25 protein-coding genes and 1 pseudogene are annotated in these 23,018 nt (G+C 72.1%); 14 read left to right on the plus strand and 12 right to left on the minus strand.

What is annotated here, in order from left to right; all coding sequences use genetic code 11:
- Nucleotides 1–227: 227 nt before the first annotated feature.
- Together IE140_RS15405 and zapE are read right to left on the minus strand one after the other, a co-directional pair.
- Entirely contained in the window at nucleotides 228–653 is a 426-nt protein-coding gene (locus IE140_RS15405) for an OsmC family protein (protein ID WP_150196017.1), read from the minus strand.
- 84 nt (nucleotides 654–737) lie between these two features.
- Nucleotides 738–1,832 carry a cell division protein ZapE gene (zapE, locus tag IE140_RS15410; RefSeq protein WP_150196015.1) on the minus strand — a complete coding sequence of 365 codons (1,095 nt, stop codon included), beginning with the start codon at nucleotides 1,830–1,832 and terminating at the stop codon, nucleotides 738–740.
- Between the two features lie 37 nt (nucleotides 1,833–1,869).
- Between zapE and IE140_RS15415 the strand changes: the two genes are divergently transcribed.
- The 4 genes from IE140_RS15415 to msrB all read left to right on the plus strand — a co-directional run bounded on the left by IE140_RS15415 (nucleotide 1,870) and on the right by msrB (nucleotide 5,189).
- On the plus strand, nucleotides 1,870–2,658 hold the full coding sequence (locus tag IE140_RS15415) for a pyrimidine reductase family protein (RefSeq protein ID WP_093442242.1): 789 nt from the start codon (nucleotides 1,870–1,872) through the stop codon (nucleotides 2,656–2,658).
- Between the two features lie 162 nt (nucleotides 2,659–2,820).
- Nucleotides 2,821–3,273 carry an indole-3-glycerol phosphate synthase gene (locus IE140_RS15420; protein ID WP_175467699.1) on the plus strand — a complete coding sequence of 151 codons (453 nt, stop codon included), beginning with the start codon at nucleotides 2,821–2,823 and terminating at the stop codon, nucleotides 3,271–3,273.
- Nucleotides 3,274–3,345: 72 nt separating this feature from the next.
- Nucleotides 3,346–4,746 (plus strand): UDP-N-acetylmuramate--L-alanine ligase, encoded by a 1,401-nt coding sequence (murC, locus tag IE140_RS15425; protein ID WP_150196013.1) that lies wholly within the window; start codon nucleotides 3,346–3,348, stop codon nucleotides 4,744–4,746.
- A gap of 35 nt (nucleotides 4,747–4,781) precedes the next feature.
- Nucleotides 4,782–5,189, plus strand: a complete 408-nt coding sequence (gene msrB, locus IE140_RS15430; RefSeq protein WP_006128431.1) for a peptide-methionine (R)-S-oxide reductase MsrB — start codon at nucleotides 4,782–4,784, stop codon at nucleotides 5,187–5,189.
- A gap of 140 nt (nucleotides 5,190–5,329) precedes the next feature.
- Here msrB and IE140_RS15435 read toward each other — a convergent pair whose 3' ends face one another.
- From IE140_RS15435 to IE140_RS15445, 3 genes are all read right to left on the minus strand, one after another.
- Complete coding sequence (locus tag IE140_RS15435; RefSeq protein ID WP_167533514.1) at nucleotides 5,330–5,476, minus strand: hypothetical protein; 147 nt, start codon at nucleotides 5,474–5,476, stop codon at nucleotides 5,330–5,332.
- 74 nt (nucleotides 5,477–5,550) lie between these two features.
- Nucleotides 5,551–6,192, minus strand: coding sequence for a VOC family protein (locus tag IE140_RS15440; RefSeq protein ID WP_189460451.1), 642 nt, complete (start codon nucleotides 6,190–6,192; stop codon nucleotides 5,551–5,553).
- A 70-nt stretch (nucleotides 6,193–6,262) separates the two neighbouring features.
- Complete coding sequence (locus tag IE140_RS15445; RefSeq protein WP_100562520.1) at nucleotides 6,263–6,733, minus strand: hypothetical protein; 471 nt, start codon at nucleotides 6,731–6,733, stop codon at nucleotides 6,263–6,265.
- Nucleotides 6,734–6,955: 222 nt separating this feature from the next.
- Between IE140_RS15445 and IE140_RS15450 the strand changes: the two genes are divergently transcribed.
- Entirely contained in the window at nucleotides 6,956–7,783 is an 828-nt protein-coding gene (locus IE140_RS15450; protein ID WP_150196008.1) for a hypothetical protein, read from the plus strand.
- 7 nt (nucleotides 7,784–7,790) lie between these two features.
- Here the strand turns inward: IE140_RS15450 and IE140_RS15455 are convergent, their stop codons facing one another.
- Together IE140_RS15455 and IE140_RS15460 are read right to left on the minus strand one after the other, a co-directional pair.
- Nucleotides 7,791–8,036 carry a DUF397 domain-containing protein gene (locus tag IE140_RS15455; RefSeq protein ID WP_150196006.1) on the minus strand — a complete coding sequence of 82 codons (246 nt, stop codon included), beginning with the start codon at nucleotides 8,034–8,036 and terminating at the stop codon, nucleotides 7,791–7,793.
- Complete coding sequence (locus tag IE140_RS15460) at nucleotides 8,033–8,911, minus strand: helix-turn-helix domain-containing protein (protein ID WP_150196004.1); 879 nt, start codon at nucleotides 8,909–8,911, stop codon at nucleotides 8,033–8,035. Before IE140_RS15460 ends, IE140_RS15455 begins: the two co-directional genes overlap by 4 nt.
- A gap of 153 nt (nucleotides 8,912–9,064) precedes the next feature.
- Between IE140_RS15460 and IE140_RS15465 the strand changes: the two genes are divergently transcribed.
- Both IE140_RS15465 and IE140_RS15470 read left to right on the plus strand, forming a co-directional pair.
- Nucleotides 9,065–9,526: an ATP-binding protein gene (locus tag IE140_RS15465; protein ID WP_167533513.1), complete on the plus strand. Its 462-nt coding sequence runs from the start codon at nucleotides 9,065–9,067 to the stop codon at nucleotides 9,524–9,526.
- 128 nt (nucleotides 9,527–9,654) lie between these two features.
- Nucleotides 9,655–10,392 carry a dienelactone hydrolase family protein gene (locus IE140_RS15470; RefSeq protein WP_150196031.1) on the plus strand — a complete coding sequence of 246 codons (738 nt, stop codon included), beginning with the start codon at nucleotides 9,655–9,657 and terminating at the stop codon, nucleotides 10,390–10,392.
- A gap of 10 nt (nucleotides 10,393–10,402) precedes the next feature.
- Here IE140_RS15470 and IE140_RS15475 read toward each other — a convergent pair.
- Nucleotides 10,403–10,681, minus strand: a pseudogene (locus IE140_RS15475) (MarR family transcriptional regulator); the annotation flags it as partial.
- A gap of 22 nt (nucleotides 10,682–10,703) precedes the next feature.
- On the opposite strand from IE140_RS15475, the gene IE140_RS15480 reads away from it, so the two are divergent.
- Nucleotides 10,704–11,072: a VOC family protein gene (locus IE140_RS15480; protein WP_150196000.1), complete on the plus strand. Its 369-nt coding sequence runs from the start codon at nucleotides 10,704–10,706 to the stop codon at nucleotides 11,070–11,072.
- 39 nt (nucleotides 11,073–11,111) lie between these two features.
- On the opposite strand, the gene IE140_RS15485 is transcribed toward IE140_RS15480, so the two are convergent.
- A complete protein-coding gene (locus IE140_RS15485; RefSeq protein ID WP_093442217.1) occupies nucleotides 11,112–11,519 on the minus strand; it encodes a hypothetical protein in 408 nt (135 codons plus the stop codon).
- 198 nt (nucleotides 11,520–11,717) lie between these two features.
- On the opposite strand from IE140_RS15485, the gene IE140_RS15490 reads away from it, so the two are divergent.
- Entirely contained in the window at nucleotides 11,718–12,140 is a 423-nt protein-coding gene (locus IE140_RS15490) for a hypothetical protein (RefSeq protein ID WP_150195998.1), read from the plus strand.
- A 28-nt stretch (nucleotides 12,141–12,168) separates the two neighbouring features.
- Here IE140_RS15490 and IE140_RS15495 read toward each other — a convergent pair whose 3' ends face one another.
- A complete protein-coding gene (locus IE140_RS15495) occupies nucleotides 12,169–14,655 on the minus strand; it encodes a GTPase-associated protein 1-related protein (protein ID WP_189460453.1) in 2,487 nt (828 codons plus the stop codon).
- 238 nt (nucleotides 14,656–14,893) lie between these two features.
- Between IE140_RS15495 and IE140_RS15500 the strand changes: the two genes are divergently transcribed.
- Complete coding sequence (locus IE140_RS15500; RefSeq protein WP_032775161.1) at nucleotides 14,894–15,631, plus strand: 2OG-Fe(II) oxygenase; 738 nt, start codon at nucleotides 14,894–14,896, stop codon at nucleotides 15,629–15,631.
- The gene (locus IE140_RS15505) at nucleotides 15,628–16,218 is read left to right on the plus strand and encodes a type 1 periplasmic-binding domain-containing protein (RefSeq protein WP_189460489.1); all 591 of its coding nucleotides are present in this window, start codon (nucleotides 15,628–15,630) and stop codon (nucleotides 16,216–16,218) included. The genes IE140_RS15500 and IE140_RS15505 overlap by 4 nt, the downstream gene beginning before the upstream one ends.
- On the opposite strand, the gene IE140_RS15510 is transcribed toward IE140_RS15505, so the two are convergent.
- A complete protein-coding gene (locus IE140_RS15510) occupies nucleotides 16,191–19,037 on the minus strand; it encodes a helix-turn-helix transcriptional regulator (RefSeq protein WP_308438386.1) in 2,847 nt (948 codons plus the stop codon). The two genes, IE140_RS15505 and IE140_RS15510, sit on opposite strands and share 28 nt — an antisense overlap.
- A 265-nt stretch (nucleotides 19,038–19,302) precedes the next feature.
- On the opposite strand from IE140_RS15510, the gene IE140_RS15515 reads away from it, so the two are divergent.
- Entirely contained in the window at nucleotides 19,303–20,616 is a 1,314-nt protein-coding gene (locus IE140_RS15515; protein ID WP_229826804.1) for a condensation domain-containing protein, read from the plus strand.
- Entirely contained in the window at nucleotides 20,616–21,386 is a 771-nt protein-coding gene (locus IE140_RS15520; protein WP_150193124.1) for a thioesterase II family protein, read from the plus strand. Before IE140_RS15515 ends, IE140_RS15520 begins: the two co-directional genes overlap by 1 nt.
- On the opposite strand, the gene IE140_RS15525 is transcribed toward IE140_RS15520, so the two are convergent.
- Nucleotides 21,310–21,909 carry a helix-turn-helix domain-containing protein gene (locus IE140_RS15525; RefSeq protein ID WP_093442199.1) on the minus strand — a complete coding sequence of 200 codons (600 nt, stop codon included), beginning with the start codon at nucleotides 21,907–21,909 and terminating at the stop codon, nucleotides 21,310–21,312. The genes IE140_RS15520 and IE140_RS15525 overlap by 77 nt on opposite strands.
- 130 nt (nucleotides 21,910–22,039) lie before the next feature.
- Between IE140_RS15525 and IE140_RS15530 the strand changes: the two genes are divergently transcribed.
- Nucleotides 22,040–23,017 (plus strand): NAD(P)/FAD-dependent oxidoreductase, encoded by a 978-nt coding sequence (locus IE140_RS15530; RefSeq protein WP_032775168.1) that lies wholly within the window; start codon nucleotides 22,040–22,042, stop codon nucleotides 23,015–23,017.
- The last annotated feature ends 1 nt before the right edge of the window (nucleotide 23,018 follow it).

Consider the following 23,018-nt stretch of genomic DNA (forward strand, 5'->3'; position numbering starts at 1 on the left):
TGGCGGACAGGTGAAGTGACCCGCACGTGTGTAGCACGCACGGAGGCGCGGGGGAACCATGCGTGCCCCCGCGCCCCGTGTTGCTGCTGGGACGGCCCACAGCGGAAGGGCCGTCCGTGGACGGTCGGGCCGGGCCTCGGGCTGACCCGATCGGCCGGTCGGGCCGAGCCCCGGACTCGGCCGCCCCGACCGCTCGGGCCGGGCCTCGGGCCCGGCCGCCAGGACCGTCAGGTCAGCGAAGCCGACAGCGTGATCGTCGTGCCCGTCAGCGCCTGGCTGACCGGGCAGTTCGCCTTGGCGTCCTCGGCCGCCTTCACGAAGCCCGCCTCGTCGAGACCGGGGACCTCACCCACGACGCTGAGGTGGATTCCGGTGATGCCGGTGCCGGGCTGGAAGGTGACGTCCGCCTTCGTCTCCAGCTTGGTGGGCGGGGTACCGGCCCCGGCCAGTCCGTGCGAGAGAGCCATCGAGAAGCAGCTGGAGTGCGCGGCGGCGATCAGCTCCTCCGGGCTGGTCTTGCCGTTAGCCGCCTCGGAGCGGGACGGCCAGGAGACGTCGTACTCACCGATGCCGGAGGAGTCGAAGGTGACGACCCCCTTGCCCTCGATCAGGTTGCCTTCCCAGACCGTGTGCGCCTGACGCGTGGTAGCCATGCTGGATCCCTTCGGACGGTGTGCGCGGTTGTACGGGATATCACGGGGCACCTCACGGTGTCCCGTTGCGTTACGCCCCCGAACCTACTGCGCCACCAGCCCCTTCGCGTCACGCGCCAGCGCCGTCAGCCGGGAGATCGCCCGGAAGTACTTCTTCCGGTACCCGCCGTTCAGCATCTCGTCGCTGAACAGCTTGTCGAACGGCAGCCCGGAGGCGAGCACCGGAACCTCCCGGTCGTACAGCCGGTCGGCCAGCACCACCAGGCGCAACGCGGTCGACTGGTCGGGCACCGGCGTCACCCCGGTCAGGCAGACCGCGCCCAGTTCGTCGGTGAGCGCGCCGTACCGGCTCGGGTGCACCTTGGCCAGGTGGTCCAGCAGGCCCGGGAAGTCGTCCAGCGACGCGCCCGGCGTGGCGTACGCGGCCCGGGTCACCTGCTCGTCGCTGTACGGCGGCGGGGCCTCGGGCAGACCGCGGTGCCGGTAGTCCTCGCCGTCGATGCGCAGCGGGCGGAAGTGCGCGGACAGCCCCTGGATCTCGCGCAGGAAGTCGGCCGCGGCGAACCGGCCCTCGCCGAGCTTGCCCGGCAGTGTGTTCGAGGTCGCGGCCAGCGCCACCCCGGCCTCCACGAGCCGGCTGAGCAGCGAGGACACCAGCACGGTGTCGCCCGGGTCGTCCAGCTCGAATTCGTCGATGCACAGGAGCCGGTGCCCGCTGAGTGTCCGCACGGTCTGCTGGAACCCCAGCGCGCCCACCAGGTTTGTCAGCTCCACGAACGTGCCGAACGCCTTCAGTGGCGGCTCGGCGGGCGTGGCGTGCCAGAGGGAGGCCAGCAGGTGGGTCTTGCCGACGCCGTAGCCGCCGTCGAGATACACCCCGCGCGGCCCGCTCGGCGCGGCCGGCTTCTTGCTCCCGAACCACTTGCGGCGGCCGGAACCCGTCGCGTGCGCCCCGCCGAGTCCGGCGGCGAAGCCCGCCAGGACCTTGACCGCCTCGCTCTGGCTGGGCTGGTTCGGGTCGGGTACGTACGTGTCGAAACGCACCGAATCGAAGCGCGGCGGCGGCACCATCTCAGCGACCAGACGGTCGGCGGGGACGTGCGGCTCGCGGGCGCACAGGGACAGCGGGGCCGTTTCGACGAGGGGGCTCTGCCCCGGAAACGCGGTGGATGACGACACAACTCTCCACCCTAAGGCCCGTGCCAGACTGCAACCCATGCGAAGCCTGTTCCCTGTGACGGACCTGACAACGACGCCCGCCACCGCCCCCGACCGCGAGTGGAGCCTCGACGAGCTGGCGGAGGCGTACGCCTACCCCGCCGGCCTCCCCGCCGGGGTCTCCTGGCTGCGCGCCAACATGGTCTCCACCCTCGACGGGGCCGCCCAGCACGACGGCCGCTCGCAGCCCATCTCCTGCGCCGCCGACATGCGGATCTTCGGCACCCTGCGCGGCCTGGCCGACGTGGTGATCGCCGGGGCCGAGACCGTACGGCAGGAGGGATACCGTCCGGCCCGCGCCCGCGAGGCGTTCGCCGAGCGCCGGGCGGCCGCCGGGCAGGGCCCCGCGCCCGCCGTCGCGGTGGTGACCGGCTCCCTGGACCTGGACTTCTCGCTGCCGCTGTTCACCGAGCCCCTCGTCCCGACCCTCGTCGTGACCGGCGCCGGAGCCCCCGCCGACCGGATCGAGGCGGCCCGGAAGGCGGGCGCCGAGGTGGTGATCGCGGGCGACGGGACCCGGGTGGACCCGGCCCGGGTGGTGCGCGAGCTGGCCGCCCGGGGGCTGCGCCGCCAGCTCACCGAGGGCGGGCCGCGGCTGCTCGGCCAGTTCGTGGCGGCCGGCGCGCTGGACGAGCTGTGCCTGACCCTGTCCCCGATGCTCACTGCGGGTGACGCTCAGCGCATCGCAGGGGGTCCCGGGGTCGCTGTGCCGGAACGTTTTTTCCTGGCATCGCTGCTGGAAGAGGCCGGTTTCCTCTTCTCTCGGTACCGTCGGACCGACAGTTAGCGGAATTTACCGTTCCGCTTAGCTTCGGCTGGGCACACTTACCCCTGCAACCCCGTGGAAGCACGGGGAAGGATGGTTTCAGCAAACGACCGTCGACGGTCGAGCCGGCGGTCGACGAGACGAAGAAGCGGAAGGGCGCCTGTCGTGTTCACAAGCGTTTTGATGATCGAGAAGCCGCTCACTGCGGAGGACGTGGACTTCGTCACCACGCTCCACGGCGAGGAGCGGATCTCGTTCGTCGTTCTGTTGCAGCCGCGCGGTGACCAGGCCGATGTTCTGCTGCGCGCGATCGACGACGTGGCGATGGGGGAGCTGAAGGAAGCGGTGCGCGAGGGGGAGGAGCCGGAGGGCAGCGAGGCCCGCGAACCCGCCGAGATCGGCCTGGAGTACTCCCTACGGGCCCTGCGCCAGGCGGGCGCCGAAGCCGTCGGACAGGTGGTCGAGGACCACCCCCTGGACAAGCTGAAGACCGTCGTCGACGACGCGGGCGCGGACGAGGTCATCGTCCTGACGGCCCCGCACTACGTGGAGGAGTTCTTCCACCGCGACTGGGCCTCCCGCGCCCGGCACAAGGTGGGCGTCCCGGTGCTCAAGCTCTTCGCGCACAGCGAATAGGCTGAGGGCCGCGGCCTGTAACGGCACCGGTCCGCGCGGAGCACGCTCACCAACACCACCGCAGGAGTACAGATGGCACCCGGCATTCCCGCCGCCATGGAACGACCGCACTTCATCGGCATCGGCGGCGCCGGAATGTCGGGCATCGCGAAGATCCTCGCCCAGCGCGGAGCGAAGGTGGCGGGCAGCGACGCCAAGGAGTCCGCCACCGCCGAGTCCCTGCGGGCGCTGGGGGCGACCGTGCACATCGGGCACGCGGCCCCGCATCTGGCCGAGGACGCGTCCTGCGTGGTCGTCTCCAGCGCCATCCGCGCCGACAACCCGGAGCTGCTCCGGGCGAACGAGCTGGCCATCCCGGTCGTCCACCGCTCGGACGCCCTGGCCTCCCTGATGAACGGTCTGCGGGCCATCGCGGTGGCCGGCACGCACGGCAAGACCACCACCACCTCCATGCTGGCCGTCGCCCTCTCCTCGCTGAGCCTGGCCCCCTCGTACGCCATCGGCGGCGACCTGGAGGGCCCGGGCACCAACGCCACGCACGGCGAAGGGGACATCTTCGTCGCGGAGGCGGACGAGAGCGACCGCAGCTTCCAGAAGTACGACCCCGAGGTCGCGATCGTCCTCAACGTCGAGCTGGACCACCACGCGAACTACGCCTCGATGGACGAGATCTACGACTCCTTCGAGACCTTCGTCGGCAAGATCGTCCCCGGCGGCACCCTCGTCATCTCCGCCGACCAGCCCGGCGCGGTCGAGCTGACCCGCCGGGTCCGCGACCTCGCCGACCTAAAGGTCGTCACCTACGGCTCCGCCGAGGACGCCGACGTACGCGTCCACAAGGTCACCCCCCGCGGCCTGACCAGCGAGGTCACGGTCCTGCTCAACGGGAAGTTCCTCACCTTCACGGTCTCGGTCCCCGGCACCCACTACGCCCACAACGCGGTCGCCGCGCTCGCCGCCGGGGTCGCCCTCGGCATCCCGGCGCACAACCTGGCCTCCGCCCTCGGCAGCTACACCGGGGTCAAGCGCCGCCTCCAGCTCAAGGGCGAGGCGGCGGGCGTGCAGGTCATCGACTCGTACGCGCACCACCCGACCGAGATGACCGCCGACCTGGAGGCCATGCGCGGCGCGGCCGCCGACGCCCGCATCCTGGTCGTCTTCCAGCCGCACCTGTTCTCGCGTACGCAGGAGCTGGGCACCGAGATGGGCCAGGCCCTCGCCCTGGCCGACGCCTCCGTGGTCCTGGACATCTACCCGGCCCGCGAGGACCCGATCCCCGGCATCACCAGCGCCCTGATCATCGACGCGGCGAAGGCGGCCGGGGCCGAGGTGACCGCCGTCCACGACCAGGCCGACGTACCCGCCGCGATCGCGGGAATGGCGAAGCCCGGCGATCTCGTTCTCACCATGGGAGCGGGCGACGTCACCGACCTCGGCCCGCGCATCCTGGACCACCTGTCGAACGACCAGTAGTCGAGCGACCACCTGCTGAACCGAGGGAGCGAGCCGTGCCGTACGACGTCGAGAAGCCGGACGAGCAGTGGCGGGAAGAGCTGACCCCCGCCGAGTACGCGGTGCTGCGCCAGGCCGGCACCGAGCCCGCCTTCCGGGGTGAGTACACCGACACCAAGACGGCGGGCGTCTACTCCTGCCGGGCCTGTGGGGCGGAGTTGTTCCGCTCCGACACCAAGTTCGAGTCGCACTGCGGCTGGCCGTCCTTCTACGACCCGAAGGACACCGACGCGGTCGAGCTGATCGAGGACCGCAGCCACGGCATGGTCCGCACCGAGGTGCGCTGCGCCCGCTGCGGCTCGCACCTGGGCCATGTGTTCAAGGGCGAGGGCTACCCCACTCCGACGGACCAGCGCTACTGCATCAACTCGATCTCGCTGACCCTGGCGCCGGACGAGAGCTGAGCGTCACGCCGACGGAACGGGCCGACGGGACGAAACGCGAAGAGGAACGAAACGCGAAGACGCCCGCACAGGGGACCTGTGCGGGCGTCTTCCGCGTTCGCTTCCCGGCGCCGCTCCGGCCGTCCGCCGGAGCGCCGGGGTCACCGGCGTCCGCGCAGCCGTCCCAGCAGGCTGCGAGCCTGGGCGCGCTTGCGGGGGTCGGCCGCGGCGCGCCGGGCCGACGCGATGGTCCTACGGCCCTGGGGGCTGCGGGTGAACTGGGTGATGCGGGCGATCAGGCGGGACATGGTTCCTCCTCGGGTCCTCGGGGCGACTGCCTATCGCCTACCCCGTAAGCGCCCGGTCGCACGTTCCCGGTGGATCAGGGCTGTGCGGCCTCCCACAGGAAGCCGTCAGGGTCGGTGAAGGCGCCACCGCTGGAGCCGATGACGATGCGGTGCGAGCCGGTGCCGTCGGCGGGGACACCGAGATCCTTGGCCAGCGCCCGGTGCTTGTACAGCGCCAGCTTGACGGGGCAGGCGTCACCGGAGGCGAACTCGGCGTACTTCCCGCCGAAGCTCTTGGCCACGGTCAGACCCCGTCCCACGTAGAACTGCTTGGTGGCCTTCACGTCCTCGACACCGAGCAGCAGGACGACCTCGTCGATGGCGCGGGTGGCGGGCCCGGTGTCCTTCTTCGCCGAGGTCGCGATCTTCCAGATCGTCCCGTCCGGTGCCTGGACGACTCCGCCGTACCCCCACAGCGACTTCGTGGCGGGCTTCAGCACCGTGGCGCCGGCGCCGACGGCGGAGGCGACGAAGCCGTCCACGGTGGCCGGGCCGGAGACCGTCAGGGCCAGGGTGAAGCCGCGAAATCCGGCCGAGGCCGCTTCGGACGCCCGCACGGTGATGTATCTGTCCACACCGAAGGCGCTGTAGAAACGGCGGGCGGCCTCGGGGTCGGCCACCTCAAGGGTGACGGAGGCGAGGGTCGTGGGGGCTGCGGAGGAAGTGGTGGTTGCCATGTCCTTCACGCTAGAGGCGGGGAGCCGGCCAGGGCTTCTCGAATCCTGACCGATCCCGCCCTGCCTGCCGTCACTCCCGGCCGGAGCCCTCGGTCGCCTCCGACCGCAGCAGCGGGTGGATGACCCCCGGGAAGACGGTCGCCTGCACGACCTCCTCGGCCGCCCCGCCCTTGACGACGGTCTCCGCGACGCCCCAGGGCCGCCCGGCCAGGTGGACGGTGAGGGTGTACGAGGAGGAGCAGCCGGTGCACTCGTAGCGGTCGGCCCAGGTCTCGACCTCGGTGGTGGAGCCCGGGTAGCGCTTCACGTGCCGGTGGCGGGCGTGGCAGTGGTCGCAGGTCTCGCCGGGTTCGCAGGTCCCGCCGCAGGGGCAGGGCACGTCGAAGGAGTCGGCGGGCGTCCAGCGCTGCACGAGGACGGCGTCGCGGGTGGCGGCGGTGTCCTTCATGGCCTTGAGATTGCGGGCGGCGACGTTGTACGACTCGCCGGTGGCGGCCATCCGGTCACGGATGACGTCCTTGCGTCCACGGTTGGTCGTCATGTGTTTCCTCCTGGGTTCACGCAGCCCGCCAGGAGGCCCATGAGTGACATCGGTGCCTCTTTACGGTACCTGTCCGGGCCCGACGTACGGACCCGGCCGCCGGGTGCTGCGGCTTCCGCGGTGGGGCCAGCTGCCGGTGGCGGCGACCTGTTCGTACCACCGACGCCACGGGGCACGGGCGGGGCGTGACCGCGCCCGGACCGGCCCGGGTACCGTGCCCGCATGTGCATATCGACAGGTGAGGCGGCGTTCTCCGGCACGATCCTGTACTGCGGGCGTCACCACCACGGCGAGCACGGCCTCGTCCACGTCCTGGGCTACCAGAACACGGCGGTCAATCTGGCGGACGGCCCGAACGCCATGCTGCTGCACGTGCCCACCAGGCAGCTCACACCGCACCACTTCCTCTCGGCGGGCCGCTCCGGCGACGTCCTGCGGCGCATGGTCTCCGCCGTGGAGGACGCCGCAGCGGCGGCCGACGGCATCGCGTGGATGGGCGCGGAACCGCAGGCGGCCGTCCAGGTCTTCGACCATGACGTCTACACGGTGCTCCTGGCGGACGACCCCACCGCGATCCCGGCGGCATTGTGGCAGGTGCCGCCGCACCGGCGCCCCGCCCTCGACCCGGAGCTCCTGCGCTTCTACGCCGAGCACTTCCCGGACCACACCATCGTCGTGTGCTGCTTCGACAACGCGGAAGCGCGCCAGGCCAAGCCCCTGCTGCTCCGGTACCAGCCCCTGGATCCCGACCGGCTGACCGTGCCGGCCCTGGACAGCCACACCGGCAAGGCACCGGACCTCGACGCCGCCGTGCCGGTGGACCACTGGGTGCTGTTCTCCACCGACGAGGCCGCCGCCGACTGGGGCGCGCCCGTCGCGTACTCCGGGGGCATGCGCCACAGCCTGCGCGAGTTCCTGCCCGCAGCGGTCATCGGCCGGCACTACGGAGACGGGCAGACCTTGCCGAACGGGGACTTCACCATCAGCCACAGTGACCTGCTCGGCGGCGACCCGGACCGCATCGAGCGCTTGCAGCCGGCCCGGCGTTGACTGCTGCTCAGCCCTGGACGGCGTACGAGAGGAAGCTGGTCCAAGAGGCGGGGGCCAGGGCGAGTTGGGGGCTCTCGTCGAGCTTGGAGTCGCGGACGTGGACGATGGAGGGGCAGGTGGCGACCTCGACGCAGGAGTCGCCTTCGGCGCTGCTGTAGCTGGACTTGTGCCACTCCAGGGCGACCTCCACGCAGGAATCGCCAGAGCCGCTGCTGTAGCTGCTCTTGAACCAGGCCAGGGGTGTGGTGCTCATCTCGCTCCTCGCATCCGCCGCATCAGGCTCTTGGAATCGTCCAACGAGAGAGCCTGTGAACGCATATTGGCACACCGCATCTGGAGCGCGCTGATCACTTTGAGGTCGGAGACGAACTGTCCGTGCTCCTGCCCTTCCAGATAGCCGAACCACTGGTGATCCGGCGTCTCCAGCAACTGCATCGGCCCGTGTAGACCCGCATGGTGATGGCGTACGAGCGGCATGATCTGGATGTCCACGTTGCGCAGCCCGGACAGGTCGAGGATGTGGTCGAGCAGTTCCCTGGTGACCTCCTCCCCGCCCAAGTCCCGCAGGAATAGGTGCTCTTCGAGGATGAAGCTGAAGGAGGTGTTCGGCCGCTCGCGCAGCAGTTGCTGGCGTTCAAGCCGAGCGGCGAGCTGCGCCTCGATCTGCTCGTCGCCGAGCGGCGGCAACTGGTCGGTGAACAGCGTCCGTGCGTACGCCGGTGTCTGCAACAGCCCCGGAATCAAGCGGCACTCGTACGTGTAGAGGCTCAGCGCCGCCAGCTCCAGTTCTGCCCACTGCCGGAACCAACTCGCCAGCCCCTTCTTCCGGGTCAGATGCTTTGCCGCCGCCAGGATCACCCCGAACGCGTCCAGAATGCTGTCCGCGCGTTCCGCGAAGTCCGGCGGCGGGAGGCGGCGGCCCTGTTCGATGGAGGCGACGGTCTCGGGGGAGTACCCGACGAGCGGGGCGAACTGTTCCTGCGTCAGCCGCGCCCGCTTACGGAAGGTCTTGACGACCTCCCCGAACATCTTGAGGCTGTACTGCGGTTCGGGCTCGGGACTGCGCCCGCCGCCGTTGCCGAAGGTCCCGTGGACCGGGCTGTCCATGCTGTCCGAGCCGTGCGTCATGTACGGCCACCTCCCCGCGCGCCTGTCCTGGTTCGCAACCCGTCCATGCTCACGGAACGTGACCCGTACCGTCTACCCTTCGCGCCCGTACGCTGACTCAGCGTACGGGTTGGTGACCTGGTGGGCAGGGGTCGGAGCCCGGAATCTGGGGGCATGGAAGCACCTGCGCAGACCCAACCTCCAGTAACCGTACGTGTGCTCAGGCATCAATACCCGGCGGATCCGCACGGCGCCCGGCTCGCCCGCCGTGAAGGCCTGCACAAGCTGCACACCTGGGGCGTCCCGTACCTCAGTGACGCCTCGGAGTCGGCGGCCCTGATCATCGGGGAGCTGGCGGCCAACGCGGTGACCCACGGCCGCGTTCCCGGCCGCAACTTCGAACTGCGCCTGTCCCACATGCCCGGCGACCCCGAAGCCCCGGGCCTCCTGCGGATCGAGGTCTCCGACACCCGGGGCGAGCGCCGGCCGCCGGGCCCCGGCGAGATCACGGCTCCGGCGGACGGTTCCGACAGCGGGCGCGGGCTGCTGATCGTGGAGGCCCTGGCGGACCGCTGGGCGGTGCTCGACCGGAGCCCGGGCAAGACGGTCCGGGCAGAGCTGGACCTGCTGTACTGAGCGACGGAGCCGGGCGTGCGGCGGGTGAACTCCCGGGCTGTTCTGCCCGTGGCAGAGCTGTTCTGCCACGGGCAGAACAGCGGCCGGACCGGGCTCGGCGGTCGGTACGGTCCCGTCTTATGGCAGCGCTGACAGCGGTGACGACGCGTACGGTCGAGTACCCGGCCGACGGTTTGACGATGGTCGGGTACCTCGCGCTCCCGGCCGGTGCCGACCCCCGGCCCGCCGTTCTGCTCGGGCCGGAGGGCATGGGGCTCAGCGACATCGAGCGCCGCCGGGCCGACGCGCTGGCCGAGCTGGGCTACGTAACGCTGGCCTTCGACCTGCACGGCGGGCGCTACCTGGCCGACCCGGAGGAGATGCTGGCCCGTTGCCTGCCGCTGCTCGCCGACCCGGACCGGATGCGGGGCATCGGCCACGCGGCGCTCGACGTGTTGCGCGCCGAACCACGGACCGACCCCGACCGGATCGCCGCCGTCGGCTACGGCACCGGGGGAGCCATCGGGCTGGAACTCGGGCGCGACGGTGTCGACCTGCGCGCGATCGGAACCGTCAACGCGACGACCACGGGCCGACCGGGCGAGGCGGCGAACATCCGCTGCCCGGTGTGGGCCGGGGTCGGGTCGGAGGACCCGATCATGCCGCCCGCGCACCGGAACGCGTTCACCGCCGAGATGCAGGCCGCGGGCGTCGACTGGCGCCTCACGGTCTACGGCGGCGCATTGCACGCCTTCCACCACCCGACGGTCGACCACCCCACGGTCCCCGGCGTCGGCCACCACCCCCGGCATGCGCGACGCGCCTGGCGCGACGTCGTCGACCTGCTCGCCGAGTGCGTGCCTGTGGCGGACGAGCTGGGGGCATGACCCAGGTGGACTATGCGGGGTCGCGCAGCGAATGGATCACGCTTCGGAGGGCCCGGAATGCGCTTTCCTGCTCGTTCTCGGTCATGCCGGCCAGCATTCTGACCTCGACGGCCCTGACCGCCGCGGACGCCTCCTCCAAGCTCTCCCGCCCACGAGGTGTGAGCTGTGCGGGGAGAACCTTCCCTACTGCCGCCCCGGCGGGCCTGGTCACGTAGCCGTCCCGCTCCAGGGCCCGGAGCAGCACGTTCATCGACTGGCGTGTCACGAACGCGCCGCGCGCGAGCGCTGACACGAATCGAAGGAGTGCCACCATGCCGGCCACCGGTCCCGACTTCATCTCGTTCCGGGCGCGCGACCTCGCCGCCTCGCAGGCGTTCTACGAGCAGTACCTCGGCCCCGTCCGCTCGCCGGCCGGACCTCCGCACGCCGTCGTCTTCGAGACGAAGCCGATCGCGTTCGCCCTGCGCGAGGTCATTCCCGGCACGGATCTCGCCTCGGTCGCCCAGCCCGGCATCGGTGCCGCGATCTGGCTCCACGCCACGGGCGTCCAGGCCATCCACGACGCGCTCGCCGCCGACGGTCACACCATCGTCTCGGCAGCGATCGACGGCCCCTTCGGCCGGACGTTCACCTTCGCGGACCCGGACGGCTACCACGTCACGCTGCACGATCGTGCGTGACGGGCCGGTCCTGTATGGGGGTGATCCCGCGGAGGCGCGTCACGACATCTCCGCGGGATCACCCCCATACAGGGAGATCCGCATGTGGTGGTACTGGGCGTACGTGGAGGTGAGCGCCCAAGGGTCGTCGCGCACTTCCAGGAACTCGAGGATCAGCGAGAACAGGTGGTCCACGGCCTGCCGCTCCTGCTCCGGCTCGAACCGGAGGCTGTCGAATCCTCGGAACTTGAACCCCGGTAGCGCTTGGGCGAGGACCCTCACCATCCAGTGCTGACTCGACAGCTCTCCCTCCCGTACGGCCAGCCACTCGTGGAACCCGCGAAGCAAGCCGCCGGAACGCGCCTGGTTGAACCCCAGGAGAAGGGCGGCGGTCGGGTGGTAGGTGCTGCCCAGGCCGTACATCTCCGGATGGTCCCGGACCTGTTCGACGAACTGCTTGTCGTTCACTTGTGTCCCCTGAATGCCCGCTAGCGGTCGACGAAGGAGGCAGTGCTCTCCGGCCGCCCGTCGAAGTGTGTAGCCCCCGAGTGCCGCCCCCGAGAGGTCGAGTCGCCCAGAACGGCAACCTATCCTGGGCGCGCAGAGGAAACGTATGCGTGTGTGATTTCGAGACAGTCGGCAGGCCGGTTCCAGTGGGAGAGACGCGTGAGCGGGAACAACTTCGATCTGCCGTCGAAAGCCACCCCGGAGGTCATCGCTGAGCGCGAGCAACTGGCCGACGAGGCCTGCCGTGCACTGGTTCGGGCGGGTATCTCCGCCTGCGGAGAGAAGCTCGACGAGGATTCTGGCGGCAGACCCGGTGCGCACGTCCGGGTGGATCCTCTGGCGGGCGGTGGTGTCCTGGTGGACTGGAATGTCCAGGCGGAACTGACGGCCGCAGCGGTGGACCTTCTGGAGCGGGGTGTTGATCCATCGCATCTGCCCTGGGAGATCCGCCACTTCGAAACTGTGCAGACCTGTATGCGGGACGCCGTCCTGGGCATTCTTGCCTCGGCAGGGTTCCAGGTGGAGAAGGCGGACGCGCACAGTTACGGAAGTGCCGTTCAGGTGAAGGGATTCACCCGCTGACCCCACACGGTCGGATGGCTCTCGGGGCTCACCCCCGCCGCACCCGCCCCGCGATCCGCCGGCCCAGCCGGCCCAGCGTGCTGACACGGTTCCAGGTGCGGAAGGCCTCCGCCCGGCCGCTGCTGCCCGTGCGGCCCACCGTCGCCTCGACCTCCGCGACGTCCTCGGCCGACATCGCGCGGACCGCAGGGCGCAGGACCTCGTCGAGGAGGGCGGCGGCCACCGGGGGCCAGGTCCGGCCCGCGTGCGGGTGGGCCGTCCAGACGGTGAAGCAGTCCGCCGCGTAGGCGGGTTGGGTGCGCAGGCGGGTCCGTACCGTCTCCGTCCGGGCGGTGCGGTCGTACGCGGCGATCAGCTCGGCGTCGTCGCCGTGGACGAAGTCGTACAGCTCGGCGCCCGGGCGGTCCGGGGCCAGCAATCGTTCCACCAGGGCGGTGTGCGCCCGTTCCCGGAGCGCCGGTTCGACCGGGTCCGCCTGGGCGCACAGGGTGCGGACCGTTTCCGCCCAGCCGGGCTCCGGTGCGCCCGTGCGGAGTTCGCGGACCAGGTCCAGCAGCAGGAGGCCCGCCCGCTCCCGGCCGCCGATCTCCCCGGGGAAGCCGCGCAGGAGGTCGTGGGCGAGGGCCGCCGCCTCGTCGGTGCTCGCGGGGGACGGGCCGACGGGCGGCTCGGCGGCGGACGCGCCCAGTGCCGCGTCGACCAGGCGCGCCCACGTGCCGGCCGCGCGGTGCGAGTCCGACGTGGCCGCGTCCAGCAGGAGGCGGGCCTCCTCGACCGTCGGGGCCCGGTCCTCCCACACCAGGCCCACCGCCGTGCGCAGCACCAGCGGTTCGGCGAAGGGGGAGAGGCCGGCCGCCCGCAGCACCCGGTGCCACACCGCCGCCCGGTCGCCGCCCAGCGTGGCCATCGCCCCCGGCACCTCCGCGCACATCCGCAGGTGCGGCAACGCCTGCGTCCCCGTGAACGGCAACGCCACCCGCTCCAGGAACCGGGCCACCGCCCCCGGGTCCTCCGGGGCGAGCCGGTCCAGCGCGCCGAGCAACGCCGTCCGCACCTCGAACTGCTCGTCCAGCAGCTCCAGCAGGGCCGGGGCGAAGCCCGGAAGACCCTCGGCTCCCGCCCCGGACTCCTCCTCGGCCTCCGCCAGCAGCGCCGGTGCCAGGCGGTCCACGACCCCCGGCAGTGCGTCCGTACCGTCCACGCCCAGCAGCCGCGCCACCCGCAGCAGTTGTACGGTTCGCGCGACCGACCGGGGTCCGGCCCTGTCGCCCAGCTCGGTCAGGATCTCCGGGGCGAGCCGCTCCGCGACCTCCGCACCCTCCGGCCCCACGAACGCGTCCCGGTGCGGCAGTTCCAGCGAGCCGTTGCCGCCCCGTACCGCCTCCGTCACCAGCATCGCCGCGAGCGGAGCGGTCACCGACGCGGGGCACCGGCCCTCCAGCGCGCCGAACAGCCGCCCCGCCGCGTCGAATTCGGGGCCCGTACGGTCGTCGATGCCTGGGGAGGTGAGGGCCTCGACCAGTTGGCCCGTACGTTTGGCGTCCAGGGCGTACGGGCGGTCCGCCGCCCAACCGGCCGCCGCCGCGCGCCCGTCCGGCCCGAGTGCGATCCCCGCGCACAACGCCGTCACCGCCAACGGGCCTGCCGCGAACGGCTCCCCGGGCAGTTCGCGGGCCTCCCGGAACAGCTCCGGCGACCGGCTCCGCCAGACCCGCGCCGCCGTCGCCGCCCACACGTCGTCCGTACCGCCGCCCGACGGAGCCTGCCCCGTGCACACATGCACCCGCAGGCCCGCCGCCCGCGCCGCCTCCGCGTCCTCGGGCAGCATCCCGACCACGCGCATCGCCGAACTCCCCGGCCGCCGGGTGTACGTGGTGAACGTCAGCCGCTCCGCGCACTCCCTCGGCAGGGTCACGGACGCGAGGCCCAGCCACCTCGCCACGTCCGCGCACTGCCGCTCCACCAGCACCACCGGTCGCCCGCCGGGCTCCTTCGGCCCGCTCGCCCGGCGCAGATCCGCCAGTACGGCCGCGAGCCAGGGACCGCGCGACACGGCGAAGTCGTCCAGGCCCTCCGAGACCGCTGTCGGTCCGGGCGGCAGTGCCAGCGGGTCGGGTATCGCGCCGTCGGGCGTCACCGCCACCCAGTGCGGCGACCGCCACGCCTCGACCGGCAGCCGGTCGCCCGGCAGCGGCACCCCCGGCGGCAGATGCACCGCGTGCGCGTGGAACCGGACCCCCGGCCCCGCGCCGCCGGCCGTGTCCCGTACCGGGGCCGACCGGGAAACCAGACGGCTGCCGTCGGAGAGAGTGGCGTACGTGAACGGTTGCGGCAGCGAACGGAGTTCGCCGTCCGAGGGGCGGTCGGCGACGCCGTCGGGAAGCTCGTGGCGGAGCAAGGGCTCGATCTCGGCCAGCAGCGCCCCGGACACCCCGGGGCCGACCGCCGTGAACCGGCCCGCCGTCCCCTCGTCCCCCGGCGCGGCGGAGGTGTAGTGCACCTGTGCAAGGCTCATCTGTCGGCCCTCTTCGTCCTGCCGCGCCCGGTCCCCGTGCCCACCCCGTACGGCTGGGTCGGGGGAGAAGTCCGCAGCCGCGGGGGCGACGTTATCAAGGACGGCGGGGTCTCTTCGCTCCTCGGCGGGCCGGGGCTCCCCGCCCTGCCGCGCAGCTCACCGAGATGTCCGAATTCCGCCGGTCACGGGGGCCTTGAAGGCCGATCCTGGAAGGGTCCCCCCTCATCGGAGAAGGAACATGACGCGCAGCACGCACCCGCCCCGGCCCAGCACACTCACCGACCGCGTCGCGGCCATCGACCGGACCGCCCTCGCCGCGGAACTGGACGAACACGGCAGCGCCCCCGTCGGGCGGCTCCTCACTCCCGAGGTGTGCCGTGGGATCGCCGCCCTGTACGGCGACGACGAGCGCTTCCGGGCCACGATCGACATGGCCCGCTACCGCTTCGGCTCCGGCCGGTACCGCTACTTCACCCATGAGCTGCCCGATCCCGTACGGGAGCTGCGAGAGGCGTTCTACCCGCTGCTGCTGCCGATCGCCCGGGCGTGGGCCGACAAGCTCGGCCGGGACGCGCCGTGGCCGGACACGCTGGAGGAGTGGATCGCGCGGTGCCACGCGGCCGGACAGGACAAGTCCGCCCAGATCCTGCTGCGTTACGGACCCGGTGACTGGAACGCGCTGCACCAGGACGTCTTCGGCGAGCTGGTCTTCCCCCTCCAGGTCGTCGTGGGTCTGGACGCCCCCGGGCGCGACTTCACCGGCGGCGAGTTCCTGATGACCGAGCAGCGGCCGCGTGCCCAGTCCCGTGGATCGTCCACCACCCTGGAGCAGGGGCATGCGCTGGTCTTCACCACCCGGGACCGGCCCGTCGCCTCCCGGCGCGGCTGGTCCGCCGGGCCGATGCGCCACGGGGTGAGCACGGTCCGCTCCGGTGCCCGGCACACGCTCGGCCTCGTCTTCCACGACGCGAAATGACCGGCCGCGACCGGCGGGCGACGTCGCCGAGGCTCCGCTCGCCGGGGCCTCCCGGCGACGTCCCCGCCCCCCACACCGAGAAGGAACTCGACGCTCTGGTCGGCCTGTTGGGCCGATCCCTCACCGAGGGCCGCGAGGGGGCCGGTGCGGTCGCCGTCGGCCATGGGCGGGACGCGTCCTCGCGGGCGGCTGCCGAGGCCTTCGTGACGGCGTGGCAGGCGTACGGCGGAGACGTGCTGAGCCGGACCGACTGGCCCGAGGACGCCGCCTCGTGGCTGCGGCCCGCGAGCCGTCTGACGGCCCAGAGCCCCGACGCATGGGTGCTGGCCGGGGCCCCGCTGGGCGTCGCGCAGCTGGTGCGCCGTCTCGCCCACTCCACCGACTGGGGTCCGGCCCGCACCTTCGGCTTCGCCTCGCTGGACCCGCCCCGGCTCCTCGAACTGGCAGGGGCCGACGTCGTGGACGGCCTGCGGGGCGTTCACAGCGACGGAACCGTCTGGGTCGTCCGGCACGACGGGCTCATGCGCCTGCCGGGAACTCCCACTCCGGCCGTCCGGAATCAGGCGGGCTGCGGGTGGGAGTGGTAGCCGGCGGCGGAGTGAGGGCGCAGGAGCGTCGAGCCCGCCGCGCCGTCCTCGGCCACCAGGAACCGGCTCAGCTCGCCCCGGCCGCTGATCCGGAGCTTGCGGTAGCAGTGTGTGAGATGCGATTCGATGTTACGCAGGCTCACCTGGAGCAACCGGGCGATGTCCCGGTTGCTCATGCCCTGCGAGGCCAGCTTGGCGACCTGACGTTCCGAGCGCGTCAGCAGCGCCTCCGCGGACGCCTTACGGGGGTCCGGCCGGCCGCCCGCGTCGCGCAGCGCCTTCTGTACCAGCTCGACCAGTGCGTCCGCGCCCAGGGCGATGCTCACCTCGTTGGCGCGGTGCAGCAACTCGCGGGCCCGGACGGTGGATCCGCTCTGCTGATAGGCGTGCCCCGTCGCGTACAGCGACTGCGCGTACAGCAGCGGAGCCTCCTTCACGTCGAGGAGGTCGACCGCGCGACGGGCGAGCCGCAGCACGTCACCCACGGGAGACACGGCCGCCAGCGCGAGCAGCGCCCTGCCCTGGGCGAACGGTGCTCCCCACCGCAGGGCGAGATCGGCCTCCCGCTGGGCCAGCCGCCGGGCGTCGGGCAGATTGCCCAGACCGGCACAGATCAGCGCCTTGGTCGAACGCCACGGCAGCACCGCCGGATTGCTGATCCCCCGGCGGCCCAGCTCCTGCTCGCAGTAGGTGACGAGGGTCAGTGCCTGTCGCGTGTGACCCAGCCGGCCCAGGGCGCGGGCGGCGCTGTGGGCGAGGTGCAGATGCCACCAGGCGGTGGGCTGCCCGGCCGACGGCACCTGGACGTCCAGCAGTTCGCCCGCCCCGGCGAGCTGGTCCTTCTCCACGGCCACGTCGATCAGCACGCTGCGGGCCAGGGCGCCCATGTGGTGGGCGTCCGCGCCGATCCGCCGCAGTGCGGTGAGTGCCAGCCGGGCGTCGTGCCCCGCCTCCGTGAGCAGGCCCCGGTGCATGTGCAGCAGGGCGCGGACGGACCGGGCTTCGGCGAGGCGGGTCACCGCGCCCTCCTTGACCGCGAGCCGCACCTCCGCGTCGATGTGACTCTGCGCCTCGTCGAAGTCCCCCGCCCAGATCAGCCCCAGCAGCGCGTAGTACCAGGAAGGCGAACCGTAGGGGGTACGGGGCGTGGCGAGGCACATGCGGCAGAGCCGGCGCGCGGCGGAGGCCGAATCGCCGTTCCCGATACGGCGCAGCATGACGCTCTCCAGACGCTCCAGCCCGCGCGGGGCGTCGGCGCACGCGCCGTCGTCCATACAGATGTGGGCCAGGTGCCGGCTCAGCCGGGCCGCCGCGGCCGCGCCTTCGTCCCGCCCCGACTGGGCGCCGTTGAGCACCTTACGGGCCTCCTGCGGTCTGCCGAGGCGGATCAGGGTGTCGGCCAGCCGGTGCGCACGTGCTGCCAGCTCCCGGTGCCCCGAACTGAGCCCGAGCAGCGCGTACTGCGCCGGTACGGATCCGGGGAGGTCCAGTTCGAGGAGGGCTCGCACCCGCAGTTCGGCGATGCGTGAGGCCGACTGTTCCGGGACGCCGTGCCGCTCCACTGTCTCGATGTGCTGGAGGGCCGTGGGCGCGTCCCGCGGCAGCAGCTCCTCCGCGGCGTCCAGCAGGAGCCCGGCCATCCACGGCTCGTCCAGGGTGGCCGCCCGCACGAGGTGCGGGGTGATGTCGGCGGAGGCGAACCTGCGGTTGTGCAGACACCGGGCGGTCTGCTGGTGCAGGACGGCACGGTGCGATCGCGGGATGTCGAAGTAGAGGAGCCGCGCGATGACGGGGTGGCGGAATGCCAGGCTCGTCGGGTGCAGGATGCCGCACTCGGCCAGCTGCTCCAGGCTGCGTGACGCATCCTCCACGGACAAGGAGCAGAGTTCTCCGATGAGTTCGGCGTTCATCGCCGAGCCGCCGACGACGCTGGCGGCGTGCGCGACGCGCAGACCGTCGAGGTCCAGTCGGCGCAGCAGGCACAACACGCGGTCCTTGACCGCCCGGAGTCTTATCGGGAGGTCCGCCCCGGAGTCCCGCCGGTCGCCGTCGCCCGACTGCTCCGCACTGGGAGCGGCCAGTATCTGCTGGGTCAGCAGATACGGATTGCCGCCGCTGTCCGCGATGAGGGTCTCCGCGGGACCCGGGACACAGCTGCCGAGGGCGTCGACCAGACGGGACGCGGTGCTCGGGCTGAGGTCCTCCAGATGCAGATGCCGGTCCGGACGGATGCTCTCCATGAATTCGACCAGAAGGTGCTGGTCGCTGGCCGGTTCTCCCCGGCGCTGGCTCGCCAGCAACACCACCCGAATGTTTTCGATCCGGCGCAAGAGGAATCCCAGCCATAAGAGAGAATCCCGATCGACGCACTGAATGCAATCGACCGTCACCAGAATCGGGATGCGCTCCGACGTCGTACTCATTACCTTGTACAGATCGGAGAGCTGCAGATATTGCGGGTCGACCGGCGCCGGATGGCGCGAAGCACCCTGTCCGGGCGGGGTCGAGGAGACTCCCGCATTTCCCAGACAGCTGAACAGCTGATGAACGATACCCATCGAAAAGCGGCGTTCCGTGGGGGCGGCGGTGGCTGAAAGCACCAGCATGCCCCGCTGTCGGGCCTGCCCCTCCGACCATCGGAGCAGCGTGGTCTTCCCGGTCCCGATGATGCCCTCCACCAGGGCGGAGGCTCCTTCGCCCGCCAACGCGGAGTCGAGCATCTCCTCGATGATCCGGAATTCCTTATTCCGTCCGAACAACTCCCTGGACACCGCTTGTATCCCCCTGTTCGACAGTGAAGATGAGAGCCTGGAGACCACCCTTTTCGGCCTTTGGGGCCGAGTCGAGTGAGAGTTGTACGCGTGCTGTTCGGACGCTAGCACGCCGCGCGGTCGCACCGTTGTCGCAGATACGCACTTCGGCCAGTGCGAGATGTCCCTTCGGTCGATTCTGCGGATCCACCGTATTGAGGAGCGATCATTCCGCACGGGTACGGTCGGCCGGGCCGTGCGGGGGCCTGGCACGGTCGGTGTCCGTCACCCCGGAGGTCGTAGTCGTCCCGGCGAACCGAAAGGGTGGCAGCGCATGTCCACGAAGACCGAAGAGCCAGGCACGGAACACCTTTCCCCCTTCCAGGCCGGGCTGCTCGCGCAGGTGCGTCGGCGGCCCGGCACCGGCGTGTACGTCGACCATGTGCTGATCGGCCTCACCGGCACGCTCCATCCCTGCGTCCTCGCCGAGGCATGGCGTGAGCTGACGTGCCGTCATACCGCCCTGCGCGCCGGGATACGGGACCACGCGGACGGCTCCGCCGCCTGCCGGTCGGACGGCCGGCCGACGTGGCGGGCGGTGGACTGGAGAGCCACCCGGGAGTCCGTACGGGAGGCCCGGCTGCGCGAGCGGCTGGACCGCGAACGGGCCCACGGACTCCCGCTGGACGGCACCCCCCTGAGCCGGACCCTGTTGATGCGGTGCGGCGAACAGGACTGGACCCTCGCCTGGCGCTTCTCCCGCCTGGTGGTCGACCAGTGGTCGGCCGCCGTCGTGGTAGCCGAACTGTTCGAAACCTACCGGGCGCTGCTCGCGGGCCGATGTCCGAAGCCGGCGACGGTACCCCGATACCCGGACGGACTGACCGCCCGGCCCGCCCCGGCACGGACCCCGAGATCCCGCGCCGCGGGCGGGCCCGTTCCGGCCCCCGGCCTCCCGGCACAGGCCCTCCCGCCGGCACGGCGCCTCCCGCCGGTGCCGGACGACGAGCGGCCAGTCCACCACGCCACCCCTTTCGACGCCGTGGACCTGGACCTGGGCGCGTCGGCCGCCGCCTTGCGCCGCATGTGCCGGACGCACGGGATGGTCCCCGCCGCCGTGCTGCACGCCGCCTGGCTGATGCTGCGGCCCTCCGGAGCCGGAGGCCGCCCGGCCTGTGAGGCCGTCCTCCCCCGACGGCCCGCCGGACAGCCGGGGACCTGGGACGCCGTCGGATCGAGGGAGACCGCCGTGACGCTCCCGGCCGTACCGGACGTGCCCCGGCCCCTCCTGCCCTGGCTGGACGAACTCAGCGGCCGGCTGACGGACGCCGTCGGGTCGGCCCACGGCGTCCCCGGGGCAGGGACCGCGGACAGCGCCGTGTTCGCCGGCGAGGCGGAGCTGCCCCGCCCCGACCTGCTCGACCTGGGCCTCAAGGTCACCTCCGCGCACTACGACGCGCGCCCGCACCACGCCCTGGCCCTGCACATCCGGCCCGGTCAGGACCTGCCGGTGCGCCTCACCTACGACCGGACCCGCACCTCCCGCTCCACGGCCGAGCGGCTCACGGCCCGGCTGCGGGACCTCGTTGGCGTCCTCGCCGCCGCGTCCCCCCGGACCACCGTGGCCGAACTCGGGGCGGGCGCGTGATGACGGATCTGTCGGTACGCCTGTTCTGCCTGCCGTACGCCGGGGCCTCGGCCCGGATGTACGAGGCCTGGGCGCGGGAGCTGGCCCCGTCGATCGTGGTCACCCCGGTCGAGCTGCCGGGCCGGGGCTCCCGGGCCCACGAACGCCCGGTGGCCGGGACCGAAGCCCTCCTGCGGGACCTGACCGCCTTCGTGACCCGGTTCTGCGATCGGCCGTTCGCCCTGTTCGGCCATGGGCTCGGCGCGCTGCTGGCGTACGAGATCGCGGCCCGCCTGGAGTGGCGCCACGACCGGGTCGCCGAGCGGCTCTACGTGTCGGGCCAGGGAGCGCCCCGCTCGGAGCCCGGGGTGGACGAGCTGAGCCGACTGCCGCACGAGCCGTTCCTCGACCGGGTGCGGGAACTCTACGGATCCGCCCGCAAAACCTTCGCCGATCCGGAGGCGATCGGCAGGCTGCTGCCGCTGATGCGGGCCGACTTCGCCATCGCCGAGGCCTACCGGGCGCGCGCCGAGGACGTGCTGCACTGCCCGATCACCGCCCTCGGCGGCCGGGGTGACGTGTCGGCGGACCCGGCGCGGCTCGCGGGCTGGAGGGCGCACACCCGGCGGCACTGCCGGGTGCGGATGTTCCCCGGGGACCATCTGTTCCCGCACACGGCGGGGGAGCAGGTGACCGACATGCTCGCCGCGGACCTCAACGGGCCGGGCGGCTTCCTCCCCGGGGTCGGGCCCGTACGTGCATCCGCTCCCCTTGCCGGCCGAAGAGGCTGAGCACCTCGACGGGGCCCTCCCCGGTGGTGCCGAACCAGTGCGGCAGCCGGGTGTCGAACTCGGCAGCCTCACCCGGACCCAGCGTCAGATCGTGGTCGGCCAGCAGCAGCCGGAGGGTGCCGGAGAGGACGTACAGCCACTCGTATCCCTCGTGGTTGCACAGATCGGGCGTCTGCCGGGTGGCCGGCAGCACCATCTTGAACGCCTGGAGCGGGCCGGGCTGGCGGGTCAGCGGCAGCACCGTGTTCCCGTTGACGCTCCGAGGTGAGGGCCTGATCCGCGGATCGCCGACCTCCGGAGCGCCCACCAGCTCGTCCAGGGGGACCTGGTGGGCCTGGGCGATCGGCAGCAGCAGCTCCAGGCTCGGCCGGCGCTGTCCCGACTCCAGCCGGGACAGCGTGCTCTTGGAGATCCCGGTCGCCTCGGCGATCGCGGTCAGCGACACCCCGCGCTGCGTGCGCAGCCGGCGTAACCGGGGGCCCACCTCGTCGAGGACCTGGGAGATGGCAGGTGATTGCTTCATATCGCCCATTCCACCGGGCCGTTGCGGAAACGGCAACAAACGTTGGCCCGTGGCGGGCCGCGAACGCACCCTGTGCCTGCTGAGCTCGGGAGCCGGCACGCGCAGGGAAAGTGAAACGAGAGGGGCGGACATGTCCGAGAACGGATCGCGGAACGGCTTCACGCACGAGGACGGCATCGACGTCGTCGTGATCGGTGCCGGGGCCGGCGGCCTCAACGCCGCGCTTGTCCTGGCCCGGGCGCGCCGCCGGGTGGTCCTCGTGGACTCGGGGGCGCCGCGCAACGCGCCCTCCGCGCACATGCAGGGCTTCCTGTCCCGCGACGGGATGGCGCCGAGCGCGCTCCTGGAGACCGGCCGGGCCGAAGTGGCCGGATACGGGGCGGAGTTCATACAGGGTGAGGTCGACGACGTGGAGCGCGCCGGCGAGGACGACACGCCGCGCTTCACTGTCCGCCTCGTCGGCGGCGTGGCCCTGAGCACCCGCCGGGTGATCGTGGCGACCGGCCTGCGCGACGAACTCCCGGACATCCCCGGCGTCCGCGAGCGGTGGGGGAAGGATCTGCTCCACTGCCCCTACTGCCACGGCTACGAGGTCAGCGACCAGCCGCTCGGCGTTCTCGGGACCAGCCCCGGCGCGGTCCGGCACGCCCTGCTGCTGCGCCAGTGGTCCGACGACGTCGTGCTGTTCCGGCACGGGCTGGAGCTGACCGACGACGACCGCAGGGCCCTTTCGGCACGGCAGGTGCCCGTCATCGAGGGAACCGTCAAGCGGCTCGTCGTGGAGGACGACCGGCTGCGCGGGGTCGAACTCGCCGAGGACAGCGGCGTCGCCCGCAGCACGGTCTTCGTCGTACCGCGCATGGTGCCGCGCGACGGACTCCTCACCGCGCTGGGCTGCGAGCGCGGAGCTGACGGGTGGATCGCGACCGACCGCTCCGGCCTCACCAGCGTGCCCGGCGTGTGGGCGGTCGGCAACGTCGTGGATCCCCGTGCCCTGGTGGTCAGTTCGGCCGGTATGGGCTCCGCCGCCGCGTTCGCGCTCAACCACCAGCTGGTCGACGAGGACGTCGCGTCGGCCGTCCGGGCGGCTGCCCGGACCGTGGCCTGAG

The sequence above is a fragment of the Streptomyces parvus genome, from assembly GCF_014648875.1.
In the GTDB taxonomy this organism is placed as follows: Bacteria; Actinomycetota; Actinomycetes; order Streptomycetales; family Streptomycetaceae; genus Streptomyces; species Streptomyces parvus.

Bases quoted from the DNA above. Each gene is read 5' to 3' on its own strand.
- IE140_RS15420 (WP_175467699.1), top strand. From the start codon at position 2,821: ATGATCGAGAAGCCGCTCACTGCGGAGGACGTGGACTTCGTCACCACG.
- IE140_RS15530 (WP_032775168.1), top strand. From the start codon at position 22,040: ATGTCCGAGAACGGATCGCGGAACGGCTTCACGCACGAGGACGGCATC.
- IE140_RS15515 (WP_229826804.1), top strand. From the start codon at position 19,303: ATGTCCACGAAGACCGAAGAGCCAGGCACGGAACACCTTTCCCCCTTC.
- IE140_RS15405 (WP_150196017.1), bottom strand. From the start codon at position 653: ATGGCTACCACGCGTCAGGCGCACACGGTCTGGGAAGGCAACCTGATC.
- IE140_RS15415 (WP_093442242.1), top strand. From the start codon at position 1,870: ATGCGAAGCCTGTTCCCTGTGACGGACCTGACAACGACGCCCGCCACC.
- IE140_RS15465 (WP_167533513.1), top strand. From the start codon at position 9,065: ATGGAAGCACCTGCGCAGACCCAACCTCCAGTAACCGTACGTGTGCTC.
- IE140_RS15435 (WP_167533514.1), bottom strand. From the start codon at position 5,476: ATGTCCCGCCTGATCGCCCGCATCACCCAGTTCACCCGCAGCCCCCAG.
- IE140_RS15460 (WP_150196004.1), bottom strand. From the start codon at position 8,911: ATGACGCACGGCTCGGACAGCATGGACAGCCCGGTCCACGGGACCTTC.
- IE140_RS15520 (WP_150193124.1), top strand. From the start codon at position 20,616: ATGACGGATCTGTCGGTACGCCTGTTCTGCCTGCCGTACGCCGGGGCC.
- IE140_RS15505 (WP_189460489.1), top strand. From the start codon at position 15,628: ATGACCGGCCGCGACCGGCGGGCGACGTCGCCGAGGCTCCGCTCGCCG.
- IE140_RS15525 (WP_093442199.1), bottom strand. From the start codon at position 21,909: ATGAAGCAATCACCTGCCATCTCCCAGGTCCTCGACGAGGTGGGCCCC.
- IE140_RS15450 (WP_150196008.1), top strand. From the start codon at position 6,956: ATGTGCATATCGACAGGTGAGGCGGCGTTCTCCGGCACGATCCTGTAC.
- IE140_RS15495 (WP_189460453.1), bottom strand. From the start codon at position 14,655: ATGAGCCTTGCACAGGTGCACTACACCTCCGCCGCGCCGGGGGACGAG.
- IE140_RS15480 (WP_150196000.1), top strand. From the start codon at position 10,704: ATGCCGGCCACCGGTCCCGACTTCATCTCGTTCCGGGCGCGCGACCTC.
- IE140_RS15500 (WP_032775161.1), top strand. From the start codon at position 14,894: ATGACGCGCAGCACGCACCCGCCCCGGCCCAGCACACTCACCGACCGC.
- IE140_RS15445 (WP_100562520.1), bottom strand. From the start codon at position 6,733: ATGACGACCAACCGTGGACGCAAGGACGTCATCCGTGACCGGATGGCC.
- IE140_RS15440 (WP_189460451.1), bottom strand. From the start codon at position 6,192: ATGGCAACCACCACTTCCTCCGCAGCCCCCACGACCCTCGCCTCCGTC.
- murC (WP_150196013.1), top strand. From the start codon at position 3,346: ATGGCACCCGGCATTCCCGCCGCCATGGAACGACCGCACTTCATCGGC.
- IE140_RS15455 (WP_150196006.1), bottom strand. From the start codon at position 8,036: ATGAGCACCACACCCCTGGCCTGGTTCAAGAGCAGCTACAGCAGCGGC.